The organism is Pseudomonas flexibilis (genome assembly GCF_000806415.1).
In the GTDB taxonomy this organism is placed as follows: Bacteria; Pseudomonadota; Gammaproteobacteria; order Pseudomonadales; family Pseudomonadaceae; genus Serpens; species Serpens flexibilis.
Map to the genome: position 1 here is coordinate 541814 of NZ_JTAK01000002.1, position 15199 is coordinate 557012.

The 15199-nt window shown below is 67.6% G+C and carries 13 protein-coding genes; 9 read left to right on the top strand and 4 right to left on the bottom strand.

The features are described 5' to 3' along the window. Nucleotides 1-5 precede the first annotated feature (5 nt). From PT85_RS06370 to PT85_RS06385, 4 genes are all read left to right on the top strand, one after another. The gene (locus PT85_RS06370) at nucleotides 6-3083 is read left to right on the top strand and encodes an efflux RND transporter permease subunit (protein WP_027589815.1); all 3078 of its coding nucleotides are present in this window, start codon (nucleotides 6-8) and stop codon (nucleotides 3081-3083) included. Between the two features lie 114 nt (nucleotides 3084-3197). Next, nucleotides 3198-4037: a DMT family transporter gene (locus PT85_RS06375; protein ID WP_039560583.1), complete on the top strand. Its 840-nt coding sequence runs from the start codon at nucleotides 3198-3200 to the stop codon at nucleotides 4035-4037. Nucleotides 4038-4189: 152 nt separating this feature from the next. After that, nucleotides 4190-4405 (top strand): hypervirulence associated TUDOR domain-containing protein, encoded by a 216-nt coding sequence (locus PT85_RS06380; protein WP_027589243.1) that lies wholly within the window; start codon nucleotides 4190-4192, stop codon nucleotides 4403-4405. Next, entirely contained in the window at nucleotides 4405-4986 is a 582-nt protein-coding gene (locus PT85_RS06385; RefSeq protein ID WP_039606207.1) for a DUF488 domain-containing protein, read from the top strand. The genes PT85_RS06380 and PT85_RS06385 overlap by 1 nt, the downstream gene beginning before the upstream one ends. A 57-nt stretch (nucleotides 4987-5043) precedes the next feature. Here the strand turns inward: PT85_RS06385 and plsB are convergent, their stop codons facing one another. After that, nucleotides 5044-7536: a glycerol-3-phosphate 1-O-acyltransferase PlsB gene (gene plsB, locus PT85_RS06390; protein ID WP_039606208.1), complete on the bottom strand. Its 2493-nt coding sequence runs from the start codon at nucleotides 7534-7536 to the stop codon at nucleotides 5044-5046. Between the two features lie 233 nt (nucleotides 7537-7769). On the opposite strand from plsB, the gene PT85_RS06395 reads away from it, so the two are divergent. From PT85_RS06395 to PT85_RS06415, 5 genes are all read left to right on the top strand, one after another. Next, a complete protein-coding gene (locus tag PT85_RS06395) occupies nucleotides 7770-8693 on the top strand; it encodes an ABC transporter ATP-binding protein (protein WP_039560580.1) in 924 nt (307 codons plus the stop codon). Then, nucleotides 8690-9424 (top strand): ABC transporter permease subunit, encoded by a 735-nt coding sequence (locus PT85_RS06400; protein WP_039606209.1) that lies wholly within the window; start codon nucleotides 8690-8692, stop codon nucleotides 9422-9424. Before PT85_RS06395 ends, PT85_RS06400 begins: the two co-directional genes overlap by 4 nt. A gap of 3 nt (nucleotides 9425-9427) precedes the next feature. Beyond that, entirely contained in the window at nucleotides 9428-11254 is a 1827-nt protein-coding gene (locus PT85_RS06405; RefSeq protein WP_039606210.1) for a GldG family protein, read from the top strand. Beyond that, entirely contained in the window at nucleotides 11254-12138 is an 885-nt protein-coding gene (locus PT85_RS06410; RefSeq protein ID WP_139181984.1) for a DUF4340 domain-containing protein, read from the top strand. The genes PT85_RS06405 and PT85_RS06410 overlap by 1 nt, the downstream gene beginning before the upstream one ends. Before the next feature lie 190 nt (nucleotides 12139-12328). Continuing rightward, complete coding sequence (locus PT85_RS06415) at nucleotides 12329-12538, top strand: cold-shock protein (RefSeq protein WP_027589236.1); 210 nt, start codon at nucleotides 12329-12331, stop codon at nucleotides 12536-12538. A gap of 99 nt (nucleotides 12539-12637) precedes the next feature. Here the strand turns inward: PT85_RS06415 and PT85_RS06420 are convergent, their stop codons facing one another. From PT85_RS06420 to dapE, 3 genes are all read right to left on the bottom strand, one after another. After that, a complete protein-coding gene (locus PT85_RS06420; RefSeq protein WP_039560571.1) occupies nucleotides 12638-13009 on the bottom strand; it encodes a hypothetical protein in 372 nt (123 codons plus the stop codon). 239 nt (nucleotides 13010-13248) lie between these two features. Then, on the bottom strand, nucleotides 13249-14052 hold the full coding sequence (locus tag PT85_RS06425) for a putative RNA methyltransferase (protein ID WP_039560570.1): 804 nt from the start codon (nucleotides 14050-14052) through the stop codon (nucleotides 13249-13251). Between the two features lie 2 nt (nucleotides 14053-14054). After that, the gene (gene dapE, locus PT85_RS06430) at nucleotides 14055-15197 is read right to left on the bottom strand and encodes a succinyl-diaminopimelate desuccinylase (RefSeq protein WP_027589233.1); all 1143 of its coding nucleotides are present in this window, start codon (nucleotides 15195-15197) and stop codon (nucleotides 14055-14057) included. Nucleotides 15198-15199: the final 2 nt, after the last annotated feature.

Consider the following 15199-nt stretch of genomic DNA (forward strand, 5'->3'; position numbering starts at 1 on the left):
TCGCCATGAATTTCAACCTCTCCGCCTGGGCATTGCAGAACCGCTCGATCGTCCTGTACCTGATGATCCTGCTCGGCATCGTTGGTGCCGTGTCCTACACCAAGCTCGGTCAGAGCGAGGACCCGCCGTTCACCTTCAAGGCCATGGTCATCCAGACCCAGTGGCCGGGCGCCAGCGCCGAGGAAGTCTCGCGTCAGGTCACCGAACGCATCGAGAAGAAGCTGATGGAGACCGGCGCCTACGAGCGCATCGTCTCCTTCTCGCGGCCGGGCGAGTCGCAGGTGACGTTCATCGCCCGCGACTCCCTGCGCTCCAGCGAAATCCCCGATCTCTGGTACCAGGTGCGCAAGAAGATCGGCGACATCCGCCACACCCTGCCCCAGGGCGTCATCGGGCCGTTCTTCAACGACGAGTTCGGCACCACCTTCGGCAACATCTACGCGCTGACCGGCGACGGCTTCGACTATGCGGTGCTCAAGGACTATGCCGACCGCATCCAGCTGCAGCTGCAGCGGATCAAGGACGTCGGCAAGGTCGAGCTGATCGGCCTGCAGGACGAGAAGATCTGGATCGAGCTGTCCAACACCAAGCTGGCCACCCTCGGCCTGCCGCTGACGGCCGTGCAGCAGGCGCTGGAGGCGCAGAACGCGGTGGCCGCCGCCGGGTTCTTCGAGACCGCCAGCGACCGCATCCAGCTGCGGGTCAGTGGTCGCTTCGAACGCGTCGATCAGATCCGCGACTTCCCGATCCGTGTCGGCGACCGCACCTTCCATCTCGGCGACGTGGCCGAGGTGCATCGCGGTTTCAGCGATCCGCCGGCGCCGCGCATGCGTTTCATGGGCGAGGACGCCATCGGCCTGGCTGTGTCCATGCGCGATGGCGGCAACATCCTGCTGCTCGGCGAGGCGCTGGAAGGCGAGTTCGCGCGGCTGCAGGCCAACCTTCCGGCCGGCATGCAGCTGAGGAAGGTGTCCGACCAGCCGGCCGCCGTGCGCACCGGGGTCGGCGAGTTCGTCCGGGTGCTGGCCGAGGCGGTGATCATCGTGCTGCTGGTGAGTTTCTTCTCGCTGGGCCTGCGCACCGGCCTGGTGGTGGCGCTGTCCATCCCGCTGGTGCTGGCGATGACCTTCGCCTGCATGTACTACCTGGGCATCGGCCTGCACAAGATCTCCCTGGGCGCCCTGGTGCTGGCGCTGGGCCTGCTGGTGGACGACGCGATCATCGCGGTGGAGATGATGGCCATCAAGATGGAGCAGGGCTACGACCGGCTCAAGGCGGCCAGCTACGCCTGGACCAGCACGGCCTTCCCGATGCTCACCGGCACGCTGATCACCGCCGCCGGTTTCCTGCCGATCGCCACCGCGCAGTCGAGTACCGGCGAGTACACGCGCTCGATCTTCGAGGTGGTGGCCATCGCCCTGCTGGTGTCCTGGATCGCCGCCGTGATGTTCGTGCCCTGGCTGGGCCATCGCCTGCTGCCGGACCTGGCCAGGCTGCATGCCGCCAAGCATGGCAACCAGGCCCATGACCCCTATGCCACGCCGTTCTATTCGCGGGTGCGCCGGGTGGTCGGCTGGTGCGTGCGTCGCCGCAAGACGGTCATGCTGCTCACCCTGCTGGCCTTCGTTGCCTCGGTGATGCTGTTCCGTCTGGTGCCCCAGCAGTTCTTCCCGCCGTCGGCGCGCCTGGAACTGATGGTTGACATCAAGCTGGCCGAGGGCGCCTCGTTGCGCGCCACCGAGGACGAGGTGGCGCGGCTGGAGACACTGCTCGCCGAGCAGCCGGGCATCGACAACTACACCGCCTACGTAGGCAGCGGTTCGCCGCGCTTCTACCTGCCGCTGGATCAACAGCTACCGGCCACCAGCTTCGCCCAGTTCGTGGTGCTGACCGACAGCATTGAGTCACGCGAGTCGGTGCGTGCCTGGCTGATCCAGACCCTGGCCCAGCAGTTCCCGAGCCTGCGCAGCCGCGTGTCGCGCCTGGAGAACGGCCCGCCGGTGGGCTACCCGATCCAGTACCGCGTCAGCGGCGAGCACATCGACGAGGTGCGCCGCCTGGCCCGCGAAGTCGCCGCCCGGGTGCGCGCCAACCCCCACGTGGCCAACGTGCACCTGGATTGGGAGGAGCCGAGCAAGGTCATCCACCTTGACCTTGACCAGGAGCGCGCCCGCGCGCTGGGCGTGAACACCGCCGAGCTGTCGCGCTTCCTGCAGGCCTCGCTGTCGGGCACGCGGGTCAGCCAGTACCGCGAGGGCAACGAGCTGATCGAGATCCTGGTTCGCGGTGGCGAGGAAGACCGCCGCAGCCTGAGCCTGCTGCCCAGCCTGGCGGTGCCCACCGACAGCGGCCAGAGCGTGCCACTGTCCCAGGTGGCGACCCTGGAGTACGGCTTCGAGGAAGGGGTGATCTGGCACCGCAATCGCCTGCCCACGGTGACCGTGCGCGCCGACATCTACGGCGAGGAGCAGCCGGCCACGCTGATCGGCCAGATCCGTCCGGCGCTGGACGAGGTGCGCGCCAGCCTGCCCGACGGCTACCTGCTGGAAGTCGGCGGCACCGTGGAGGATTCCGCGCGCGGCCAGAAATCGGTGAACGCCGGCCTGCCGCTGTTCGTGGTGGTGGTGCTGAGCCTGCTGATGCTGCAGCTGCGCAGCTTCTCGCGCTCGCTGATGGTATTCCTCACCGCGCCGCTGGGATTGATCGGCGTCACCCTGTTCCTGCTGGTGTTCCAGCAACCGTTTGGCTTCGTCGCCATGCTTGGGACCATCGCCCTGTCCGGGATGATCATGCGCAACTCGGTGATCCTCATCGACCAGATCGAGCAGGACATCGCCGCAGGGCATGAGCGCTGGAATGCGATCATCGAGGCCACCGTGCGCCGCTTCCGGCCCATCGTGCTGACCGCCCTGGCGGCGGTGCTGGCGATGATCCCTCTGTCGCGCAGCGTGTTCTTCGGGCCGATGGCCGTGGCCATCATGGGCGGGCTGATCGTCGCCACCGTGCTGACCCTGCTGTTCCTGCCGGCGCTGTATGCGGCCTGGTTCCGGGTGCGCAAGGATGAGGGCGCGAGGGCGGGCTGAGGCTTTTCTGTGGGAGCGGGCGGGTCCGCGAGCTGGGCGGGGGTTTTCCGAAAAGCTCGCGAATGCATTCGCTTCCACAGCGGTACCATGGCTGTCCGACGAAAGGAGTCTCCCATGCCCGCGCCCCGTATCCTGCTGCTCACCCTGCTGGCCATGCTCGGCTTCGCCGGCAACTCCCTGCTCTGTCGGGTGGCGCTGAAGAGCGGCGCGCTGGATGCCGCCACCTTCACCAGTGTGCGCTTGCTCTCCGGCGCGATGATGCTCTGGCTGCTGGTCAGCGTTGGGCGGCGGCGCCCCGAGGGCAGCTGGCCTTCGGCCCTGGCGTTGTTCGTCTATGCCGCCGCCTTCTCCTTCGCCTATGTGCAACTGGATACCGCCAGCGGCGCGCTGCTGCTGTTCGGCGCCGTGCAGCTCGGCATGCTGGCGGCCGCCTGGCGGCGCGGCGAGCGTCTCGGCCGCTGGCAGGCGGCGGGGCTGGTGCTGGTGATCGGTGGTCTGTTGGTGCTGTTGTTGCCGGGCGCCAGTGCCCCCGATCCGCTCGCCGCGCTGCTGATGCTGGGTTCTGGTCTGGCCTGGGCGCTGTATTCGCTGCGCGGGCAGGGTACCAGCGATCCGCTGGCGGCCACCGCTGGCAACTTCCTGCGCGCCACGCCGCTGGCGCTGGTCTTGAGCATCGTGCTGCTGGCCGATGCGCGTTGGGATGCCATGGGACTGTTTTACGCGGTGCTGTCCGGCGCCCTGGCCTCGGGTGTCTGCTATGCCATCTGGTACAGCGCGCTGCGCGGGCTGACCGCCGTGCAGGCCGGCACCGTGCAGCTCAGCGTGCCGATCCTCGCCGCGTTGGGCGGCAGCCTGTTGCTGGCCGAACCTTTCACGCCGCGCCTGGCGCTGGTCTCCGTAGCGGTGCTGGGCGGCGTGGCGCTGGTGCTGCGTGCCCGGGCCGCCAAGCGCTGAGGCTCAACTTCGTGGCGGATGGCGGGTCGTAGGGTGGTCAACGTCACGTTGGCCACCAACCCGCCGGCACGGCGGACCAGAGCGAGAGCCCCGTAGGGTGGGGAAACTCGCGCAGCGATTTCCCGCCGAGCAGCCAATGGGAGGAGAGAGTCATGCCACCCCGATTCAAAGTCGGCGACCACGTCAGCTGGAACTCCGAGGCCGGCCGGGTAAGCGGGCGGATCACTCGCGTGCACACTCGCGACACCACGTACAAGGGCCACCCCCGCCATGCCAGCGCGGAGCACCCGCAATACGAGATCCAGAGCGACAAGACCGAGCACGTCGCCATGCACAAGGAAGACGCGCTGACCCGGCTCGACGACTGATGCCGGGCCGCGTCTGGACCATCGGCCATTCCAACCTGCCGGCGGAGCGCTTCCTGGCCCTTCTGGAACGGCACGGCATCGAGGCGTTGGCCGATGTGCGGCGCTTTCCCGGCTCGCGGCGCTGGCCGCAGTTCGGCGCCGAGGCGCTGGCGCAACGGCTGGCCGAGCGGGGCATCGAATATCAGTGGTTCGAAGAACTGGGCGGGCGGCGCCGGCCGTCGCCGGACTCGCCCAACGACGCCTGGCGCAACAGCGCGTTTCGCGGCTATGCGGATCACCTGGCCAGCGATGAATTCGCCACGGGTCTGGCACGGCTGCTGGCGCTGCTCGCGCGCAAGCGCACCGTGCTGATGTGCGCCGAGGTGCTCTGGTGGCGCTGTCACCGTTCGCTGGTGGCGGATGTGTTGCAGGTGCGGGGATTCCAGGTGCTGCACATCCTTGGCGAGCAGCCGGCCACCGAGCACCCCTACACCGCACCGGCGCGGCTGTTCGAAGGCCGCCTGAGCTACCGCGAAGGGCAGGGGCGTCTGCTCAACGAGGCTGCGCGGCAGCGCGGCGAGCAGGGGAAATTGCCGCTGTGAAGGCGGCTGAGCGCGGTTCCTGTCCCCCTCTCCCATGAAGGGAGAGGGGAGGCAGGGTTACGGCTCGACGCTGTCCGGCTGCGGACTGCGCTGGCGATCCAGGGTGACCTGGCGGATCGACAGGCGCACCTCGGCGGGCAGCACGCGCTTGGCGACGCTTTCCACCAGCTCGCCCAGCTTGGGATGGTGGCTGAGCTTGCCCTCGGCGTCGGTGCGCAGCACACCCTGCTCCAGCAGCGTGGCGATGAAGTGGCGGAACAGCGTCTTGTCGAAGAACTCCGGGGCGTTCAGCCCATGCAGGATCGACAGGCGCTGGGCCATGACCGAGCACAGGCTTTCCAGCTCCTCGGCCGTCAGCGACTGCTGCGGGTGGTCGAGGATCAGCGCGATGGTCATGTAGAAGCGCTGCAGGGTCTGCACGATCGAGCGCGACAGCAGGGTGAGCAGCACGAATTGTCCGGAACTGGGCGCCGGGCGAATGAACACATCATCCTCGCGGCGCAGCAGCTGCATGTCGACAAAGGCGTCCAGCCACCGGTCGACCGCCGCCTCCAGCTCCTCGGCCTCGAAACGGATGAACAGCTCCGCCTGCAGGTACGGGTACTGCGCGCGGGTGTAGCGCAGGATCTGCTCGCGGCTGATGCGTCCGCTGTTCTGGAAGAAGCTGGCCAGCAGGGCGGGCAGGGCGAAGATGTGCAGCACGTTGTTGCGGTAGTAGGTCATCAGCACCGCGTGCTGTTCGTTCAGGTAGATGATCTCGCCGAGCGCATCGCGCTGGCTGTCGATCAATGCCATGTCCAGCACATGCTGGATCAGCGCCTCGCCATTGCCCTGCGGCACGGTGGTGTGCGGCGAGTAGGGCACCTGGCGCAGCAGCGTCTGGTAGGCCTCCAGTATGCTGGCCAGGCCGGGACGGTCGATGGCCAGCTTGCTGGTGGAGAGCATGACCATGGCCACCAGGTTGACCGGGTTGATCGCCGCCGCCTCGTTGATGTGGCGCGCCACCTCGGTGCCCAGCTGGTTGGTCACGCCGTTCAGCCATTCGGGACGGTAGTCCGGCCCGCCGCTGTTCTGGCGCCAGTCCGGCTGCCGGCGGTCGAGGAACTCGGCCAGACGGATCGGCTCGCCGAAGTTCACCGACACCTGGCCGAAACGCTGGCGCAGCGCGCCGAGTACGCGGAACAGGTCGCCGATGGACTCCTTCTTCTTCGCCGCGCCGCGCAGCTCGCCCAGGTAGGTGCGGCCCTCCAGTACGCGCTCGTAGCCGATGTACACCGGCACGAAGGCGATCGGCAGGCGGCTGGAGCGCAGGAAGCTGCGCAGGGTGATGGCCAGCATGCCGGTCTTCGGCTGCAGGGTGCGCCCGGTGCGCGAGCGGCCGCCCTCGACGAAGTACTCCACCGGGAAGCCCCGGCTGAACAGGGTGTGCAGGTACTCGTTGAACACCGCCGTGTACAGCGGGTTGCCCTTGAAGGTGCGGCGCATGAAGAAGGCGCCGCCGCGGCGCAGCAGTCCGCCGATCACCGGCATGTTGAGGTTGATGCCGGCGGCGATGTGCGGGGTGCTCAGGCCGTTGCGGAACAGCAGGTAGGAGAGCAGCAGGTAGTCGATGTGGCTGCGGTGGCAGGGCACATAGATGATCTCGTGGCCGTGGGCGATGTGCTTCACGCCGTCCACGTTGTTGACCTGTACGCCGTCGTAGATCTTGTTCCAGAACCAGGTCAGCACCAGCTCCAGGAAGCGGATGGCGGTGTAGGCGTAGTCGGAAGCGATCTCGTTGCCATAGCGCAGGGCGCGGGCCTCGGCCTTTTCCAGGCTGATGCCGTCGCGTTCGGCTTCGGCGGCGATGGCCTCGCGTACCAGCGGCGCATGCACCAGGCCCTTGACCAGGTTGCGCCGGTGCGAGATGTCCGGGCCGATCACGGCGGCCTTCTGGTTGCGGAAATGCACGCGCAGGATGCGGTGGGCCATGCGCTGGGTGCGTTCGGCACCCTTGCCCTGGCTGACCAGTTCGCGCAACTGGATCGGCGCGGAGAACTGCACGCGGGTCTTGCGGCCGAGGAACAGGATGGTCAGCAGCTTGCGCAAGCGCCCGGTGACCGCCCAGCTGTCGGCGAACAGCAGTTTCCACGGGCTGGTTTCGCGTGACGGCGACTGACCCCAGTACACGCTGACCGGCACGATCTGCGCCTCGGCCAGCGCGTTCTGGCTGACCAGGGTGACCAGGCGGGTCAGGGTGGGTGCAATCACCGGCTTGCTGCGCCGGCCGAGCCAGCGCGACGGCGCGTCGAGGAAGAAGCAGGCTTCCGGCTCCTGGTGGCCCTCCATGGATACCTGGGCCAGCGGACGGGGCAGGGCATTCTTCCGGCATTCCTGCTCGACCACCATCAGGTCGCTCAGGGACGGACTCTGCAGCACGTAGAACACCGGCTTGCTGCGATCGAGGTCCAGTGTCAGGGCGGATTTGCCAATGGTCTCGGAGCGAACCCAGAGATACAGCAGGCGACGCAGGGTGCCGACAACCAGACGGCTAAAGGGAAGGCGGGGCATACGGGATTCAGGTCAAACGAGCAATTGCTCGGGAGGCGCTAGTGTGCCCCATGGCGGGGCGGTGGAAAAGCGTAAAACGCTGAAACGCAATGACCTTTGGCAGGCGCGCGGCCTGGTCGCTGGCGTCTTGCCAGTGCCGCCGGGCTGCTTCTATAGTCCGCCGTCATTTGCAGGCACGGGTGACGGGCCGCGCAGGCGCCTGGCACCCGCGACAACGGAGGGTTAATCAAGCCATGATCGAACTGCGCCAATTGACCAAGCGCTTCGCTCGGCACACGGCGGTCGACGCCCTGTCCCTGACCGTGCGCCCCGGCGAGGTACTGGGCTTTCTCGGACCCAACGGGGCCGGCAAGTCCACCACCATGAAGATGCTCACCGGCTTCCTGGCGCCCACCTCGGGCACCGCCCTGATTCAGGGCTTCGATATCCAGACCCAGACCCGCCAGGCCCAGCGGCTGATCGGCTACCTGCCGGAAGGCGCGCCCTGCTACGAAGACATGCGCGTCGGCGCCTTCCTCGGCTTCATTGCCGAGGTGCGCGGCTACCGGGGCGAGGAGCAGCGTCGGCGGGTCGCCCGCGTGGTCGAGCAACTTGAGCTCGATCGTGTCCTGGGTCAGACCATCGACACGCTGTCCAAGGGCTTCAAGCGCCGCGTCGGGCTGGCCCAGGCAATCCTCCATGATCCGCAGGTGCTGATCCTCGACGAACCCACCGACGGGCTGGACCCCAACCAGAAACACCAGGTGCGCGAGCTGATCCGCGGACTGGCGGCGGACAAGATTGTCATCATCTCCACCCACATCCTCGAAGAAGTCGGCGCCCTGTGCTCCCGCGCGGTGGTGATTGCCAACGGCCGGCTGGTGGCCGACGACACGCCGCTGGCCCTGGAACGTCGCTCCCGCTATCACCAGGCGGTGACCCTGGTCAGCGATGAGGCGCTGGACAGCGAGGCGCTGCGCGCGCTGCCCGGCGTGGCGGGCATCGAGCGCAACGCCCGCGAGCACAGCCTGACGCTGCTGGCCGCGCCGGGGCAGGTGATCTACCCGCAGGTCAGCGAGCTGATCCGCCAGCGCGGCTGGGCGGTGCGCGAGCTGGACGTCGAGCGCGGCCGGCTGGATGAAGTGTTCCGCAACCTGACCCGGGGAGAGGCGGCATGAGGCAGTTGTCGGTGATCTTCAAGCGTGAGCTGGCCAGCTATTTCGCCACGCCGCTGGCCTATGTGTTCCTGATGATCTTCCTGGTGCTGTCCGGGGTGTTCACCTTCTACCTGGGCGGTTTCTATGAGCGCAACCAGGCCGATCTCACCGTGTTCTTCGGTTTCCATCCCTGGCTGTACCTGTTCCTGGTCCCGGCCATCGCCATGCGCCTGTGGGCCGAGGAGCGCAAGTCCGGCACCATCGAACTGCTGATGACCCTGCCGATCAGTCGTGCCGAGGCAGTGGCCGGCAAGTTCCTCGCCGCCTGGGTGTTCTCCGGGTTGGCGCTGCTGCTGACCTTCCCCATGGTGCTGACCGTCAACTACCTGGGCGAGCCGGACAACGGCGCCATCCTCACCGGCTACCTGGGCAGCTGGCTGCTGGCCGGCAGCTACCTGGCGGTGGGCGGCTGCATGTCGGCCCTGGCGCGCAACCAGGTGATCGCCTTCATCCTCGCGGTCAGCGTGTGCTTCCTGTTCATCGTCAGCGGCTTCCCGATGGTGCTCGACCTGTTCAGCGCCTGGGCGCCGCAGGGGCTGGTCGACGCGGTGGCCTCGCTGAGCTTCCTGGTGCGTTTCGACGCCATCAGCAAGGGCGTGATCGACCTGCGCGACCTGTTGTATTTCCTCAGCTTCATTGCGGCCTGGCTGGCTGCGACAGCGGTGGTGATCGATCTGAAGAAGGCGGACTGACCCATGAAACGCATCCTGTATTCCGGACTCGGGCTGCTGCTCATCGCCGTGGCCTTCCTGCTCTTCAACGGCCTGTCCGGCGCGCTGCTGAGCGGCGCGCGACTGGATCTCACCGAGCAGAAGCTCTACACCCTGTCGCCGGGTACCCGGCAGATCCTCGCGTCGCTCGACGAGCCGCTGACCCTGCGCCTGTTCTATTCCGACCAGGCCACCGGCGAGCTGCCGGCGCTGCGCAACCAGGCGCGGCGTGTCGAGGAACTGCTACGCACATACGTGCGTGCCGCCGATGGCAAGCTGAGCCTGCAGGTGATCGATCCGCAGCCGTTCTCCGAGCAGGAGGACGAAGCGGCCCAGGCGGGCCTGCAGGCGGTGCCGCTGAATACCTCCGGCGACCAGGTCTATTTCGGTCTGGTGGCCAGCAATGCGCGCGGCGACCGGCAGGTCATTCCGTTCTTCGCGCTGGATCAGGAGGCGTTCCTCGAATACGAGATCAGCCGGCTGATCCATGGTCTTGTGCGACGTGAGCTGCCGGTGGTGGGTGTGCTGTCCGGGCTGCAGCTCAATGGCGGCTTCGACATGCTGGCCCGCCAGCCCACCGCGCCCTGGATGATCATGGAGGAGATCCGCCAGCTGTTCCGCATCGAAAGCCTGGACGCCGATCTCGACGAGATCCCCGAGCATGTCTCGGTGCTCATGCTGGTACACCCCAAGCAACTGTCGCAGCCGACGCTGTATGCCATCGACCAGTTCGTGCTGCGCGGCGGCAAGCTGCTGGCGTTCGTCGACCCCTACAGCGAGGCGGATACCGGCACTGGCTTCCCGGGCGAGGAGATCGAGCGCGCCTCCAGTCTCGACCCGCTGCTGGCCGCCTGGGGTGTGCGCCTGGCACCCGATCAGGTCCTTGCCGACGGCGGCTACGGCATGACCGTAGGGATGGGCGCGGGCCGTGCGGTGCGCCATCCGGCCTGGGTCAGCCTGCCGTCCGAGGCAGTGGATCCGGAGGATGTGGTCACCGCCGGCCTGGAGGCGGTCAACCTGGCCAGCGCCGGTCTGCTCGAACCCCTGGCGGGCGCCAGCACCCGTTTCACGCCACTGCTGCGCAGCTCGCCGCTGAGCATGCCGGTGGACGCCAAACGCCTGGGCGTGCTGGGCAATCCCGAGGAGCTGCTGCGCGACCTGCGACCGGACGGCCAGCGCAAGGTGCTGGCCGCCCGCATCGAAGGGCCGGCGCGCAGTGCCTATCTCGAAGGCATCGAAGGTCGCAAGGACGGCCTGCAGGAGGCCGGGCGCATCGACCTGATCCTGGTGGCGGATACCGACCTGCTCAGCGATCACCTGTGGGTGCAGGTGCAGCAGTTCTTCGGTCAGCGGGTGCCGCAGCCGTTTGCCGACAATGCCGGCTTCGTCGTCAACGCGCTGGACAACCTGGCCGGCTCCCCGGCCCTGATCAGCGTGCGTTCGCGCGGCCGTTACCAGCGCCCGTTCGAGGTGGTGCAGACGTTGCAGCGCCAGGCGGAGACGCGCTTCCTGGAACAGGAACAGCGCCTGCAGCAGCGCCTGGCGGAGACTGAGCGCCAACTGGCGGAGCTGCAGCGCCCGGCGGATGATGGACAGCTGCTGGAACTGAACGCTGAACAGGAAACGGCGGTCCGCCGCTTCCTCGACGAGAAGCTGCGTATCCGCAAGGAACTGCGCGAGGTGAATTACCAGCTCAACGCCGATATCGAAGCCCTGGGGCGGACGCTGAAGTTTCTCAATATCGCCCTGGTGCCGCTGCTGCTGACGCTCGGTGCGCTGGCAGTGTGGTTCTGGCGTCGGCGGCGGGCCTGATGAAGCCCTGGCTGGCGCTCGCGCTCTTGCTACCGTTTGGCGCGCTTGCCGCGCCGGCGTCGTCCTGGACGGCGCGGCTGGCGGAGCTGGATGGGCTGGAAGTGCACCGCGCAGGGTTGCCACCCGTCCGCCTGGCGCGCGAGAACGAACGCTGGGTACTGGTCGACAAGGCCGGGTACCCGGCCGACCCGACACTGGTGCGGACCTTTCTGGCCGCCCTGGCCAGCGCGCAACCCCTCGAGCACGTGGCAGCCGAGGCAGTGCCTCGCGACATCCGCATCACCTTGCGCCATGGCGAGGCCGTGGAGTCGCTCCACCTGGCGAGCGAAGCCGGCCAGGAAGGACGCCTGCTGTATCGAGGAGACGAGCTCCGGCCGTGGCGGGTGGACGGCGTGCTGCCGTTGCCACTGCAGGAGTTGCACTGGCTGGATCGCCGACTGATCACCGTTCCGCCCGCCGAGATACGTGAACTGCAGTTGCACAAGGCCAACGGATCGCAGCTGGTGTTCTTCCGGCACGGCGATGCGCCGATGCGCCTGGAGCAGTTGCCTGGCCTGCAGGTACCGGATGCGCGGGCGCTCGACGAGCTGCTGGCGGTCTTCGCCGATCTGCGTTTCAGCGAGGTGGTGCCTCAGGACCAGTTGGCCTTCAGCAAGCGCCCCCGGCTGCGCTTCACCCTGCGTACCCAGGCGGGCGCAAGAGTCGACGGTGCGGTTTATCGTCACAGAAGCTTCCACTGGCTGACCCTTTCTCCGGGCAGCAGCCTGCCGGAGGCGCAGTGGGGGGGACGGGCCGGTTGGCTGTATCGACTTGAATCCTGGCAAGTTTCCTTGCTGGAACGCGAACTGGCTGCCTACAGCGGGCAACGGCAGTCAAGGCATTGAGCCAGCAAGTTGGCCAAAAGGGGTCTTTTCAGAGCAGGCGGTTTCTTTATACTGCCCGGGCGGTCCGCTCTGCGAGCAAGCCTTTCAGTGGGGAGCTGAGTCTCGCCGGCATCATGGAACGCACTGGCCCCTCGATGGATTCCAGGGGGCCCCTACTAATAAAAATTGCTTAGTTGGAGATGTGGTAAAGATGGCTAATCGTGAATTGGGCACCGTCAAGTGGTTCAACGACGCCAAGGGCTACGGATTCATCCAGCGTGAGGGCGGCGCTGATGTGTTCGTCCACTACCGTGCCATTCGTGGCGAAGGTCACCGCACCCTGACCGAGGGACAGCAGGTGGAGTTCGCCGTCATTCAGGGCCAGAAGGGCCTGCAGGCCGAAGACGTTGCCGCACTCTGACTAAGCAAAAAGCCCGCCCTCCGGCGGGCTTTTTGCTGTAAGCGTGTCGAGCAGTGCTTCCATCAGGGTCGGGCCGTCGGATGGCGGCCGATCCTTTCGTCAGCCCGTGCGCCAGGCAATCTCTGTCACGCCCTCGTCGCTGACCCGCAGCCAGCGGTCGGCGTCTTCCTCCCCCAGCTTCTCATCCCAGCTCCCCGGCGAGCAGCGTACTTCCACGCCCAGCGCGGCATGGGCCGCCTGCGCGCAGGCGAGGTCGTCCGCCCAGGGCGTGGCGTCGCTTTCCAGGTACAGGCTGTGCCACTTGCCCACCGCCTGCGGCAGCCAGGTCACCTCGATATCGCCGCTGAGGCACTTGAAGGTCTGCCCCTTGCGTTGCCAGGGCGTGCAGGGGCCGATGGCCTGTTCCAGCCAGGCGGTCACGGCCTGCTGATCGGCGTCCTTGAGATAGATCTCGATGTCCGGTTGGCGCATGAAGGGCGATCCTGAAGAAGGGCGGAAAGTGGGCGGAGTTTATCCTGTTGCGGCGATGTCTGTACCGGGCTGTCCGCTCCCACAAACAAGCAGCGGCCTGCACGGAACCCCGAGGGAGCGAATTCATTCGCGAGCTTTGGGGCGGCCGGCTAGGTGCGGCCGGCTAGGTGCGACCGGCCAGGCGCAGCCTGCACCAAGAGCTCGCCGCCAAGTCCGCCCCCACTAAAACCAAAAACAGCCTAACCGCGCGTGATCCAGTCATAGCGAATCGACACCGTCACCTCCAGCGGCGCGTCCACCACGGCGGCGCGGCGCTCGGCGGTGGCGCGCCAGCCGTGGGGCGTCATGGCGAGCAGATCGGCGCGGGCCTGGGCGTCGCCCAGGCGTAGGCGGTATTCGAGGGTCTCGCTGTGGGCCAGCGCCATGCCGTCCGGAATCTGCGTCAGGTGCTTGGCGTCGTCGTAGGGGCGCACCTCGTCATACAGGCGCGCGCGCAGCTCCAGCAGGTGCTCCTGGGTCGGCCCCATGCGCAGCAGGCCGCCGCCTGGCGCCAGCAGGCGGCGGGCTTCCAGCCAGTCCAGCGGGCTGAACACGCTGGCCAGCAGGTCGCAGCTGGCGTCGGCGAGCGGCACGCGGGCCATGCTGGCGACCATCCAGGTCGATTGCGGCGCACGCCGGCAGGCACGCTTGACCGCCTCGCGGGAAATGTCCAGCGCGTAGCCGTCGGCCTCGGGCAGTTTTTCCGCGATCTGCCCGGTGTAGTAGCCCTCGCCGCAGCCGATATCCAGCCAGCGGCGCGGCGTGTAGCCGGCCGCCAGTTCCGCCAGGCGCCGGGCCAGCGGCGCGTAGTGGCCGCCGTCCAGGAAGCGCCGGCGTGCTTCCACCATGGCCTGGTTGTCGCCGGGGTCGCGGCTGTTCTTGTGCTGTACCGGCAGCAGGTTCAGGTAGCCCTGGCGGGCGCGATCGAAGCGGTGGCCGGCCGGGCAGGCCACGCCGTTGTCGACGTTGTGCAGCGCGCCCTGGCAGAGGGGACAGATCAGCATGGTCAGGCCGCCAGCAGTTTCACCAGGGTCTGGTAGTAGACCTCGGTGAGCAGATCCAGGTCGCTGGCCAGCACGCGCTCGTCGATCTGGTGAATGGTGGCGTTGACCGGCCCCAGCTCGACCACCTGGGTGCCCAGGGTGGCGATGAAGCGCCCGTCCGAGGTGCCGCCGCTGGTGGACGGGGTGGTGTCATGGCCGGTGATCTCGCGAATGCTCGCCGCCACGGCATCCAGCAGTTCGCCCGGCTGGGTGAGGAACGGCAGGCCGGACAGCGACCAGTCGATGCTCCAGTCCAGGCCGTGCCGGTCGAGGATCGCTGCCACGCGCTGCTTGAGGCCGTCCTCGGTGGATTCGGTGCTGAAGCGGAAGTTGAACACCACCTGCAGCTCGCCGGGGATCACGTTGGTGGCGCCGGTGCCGCCGTTGATGTTGGAGATCTGGAAGCTGGTCGGCGGGAAGAAGGCGTTGCCGTCGTCCCAGTGCTCGGCGGCCAGCTCGGCCAGCGCCGGGGCGGCCAGATGGATCGGATTGCGCGCCAGGTGCGGGTAGGCCACATGGCCCTGCTTGCCGCGCACGGTGAGTACGGCGCCCAGCGAGCCGCGCCGGCCATTCTTCACCACGTCGCCGAGGCGCTCGGTGCTCGAGGGCTCACCGACGATGCACCAGTCCAGGCGCTCGCCACGCGCGCGCAGGCGCTCCACCACCGCCTTGGTGCCATGCTCGGCCGGGCCTTCCTCGTCGCTGGTGATCAGGAAGGCGATGGCGCCCTTATGGTTCGGATGGTTGGCCACGAAGCGCTCGACGGCGATGATCATCGACGCCAGGCTGCCCTTCATGTCCGCCGCGCCACGGCCGCGGAGCATGCCGTCGGCGTCGATCTGCGCCTCGAACGGACTGAGCTGCCACTTGGCCTCCGGGCCGGTGGGCACCACGTCGGTATGGCCGGCGAAGCAAAGCACCGGGCCTTCGCCGCCGCGCCGCGCCCAGAAGTTGTCCACCTCGGCGATGCGCATCGGCTCGACGGCGAAGCCACAGGCTTCCAGGCGACGCATCATCAGCTCCTGACAGCCCTCGTCCAGCGGCGTGACCGAGGGACGGCGAATCAGCTCGCAGGCGAGTTCCAGGGTGGGGGACAGGGTGCTCATGA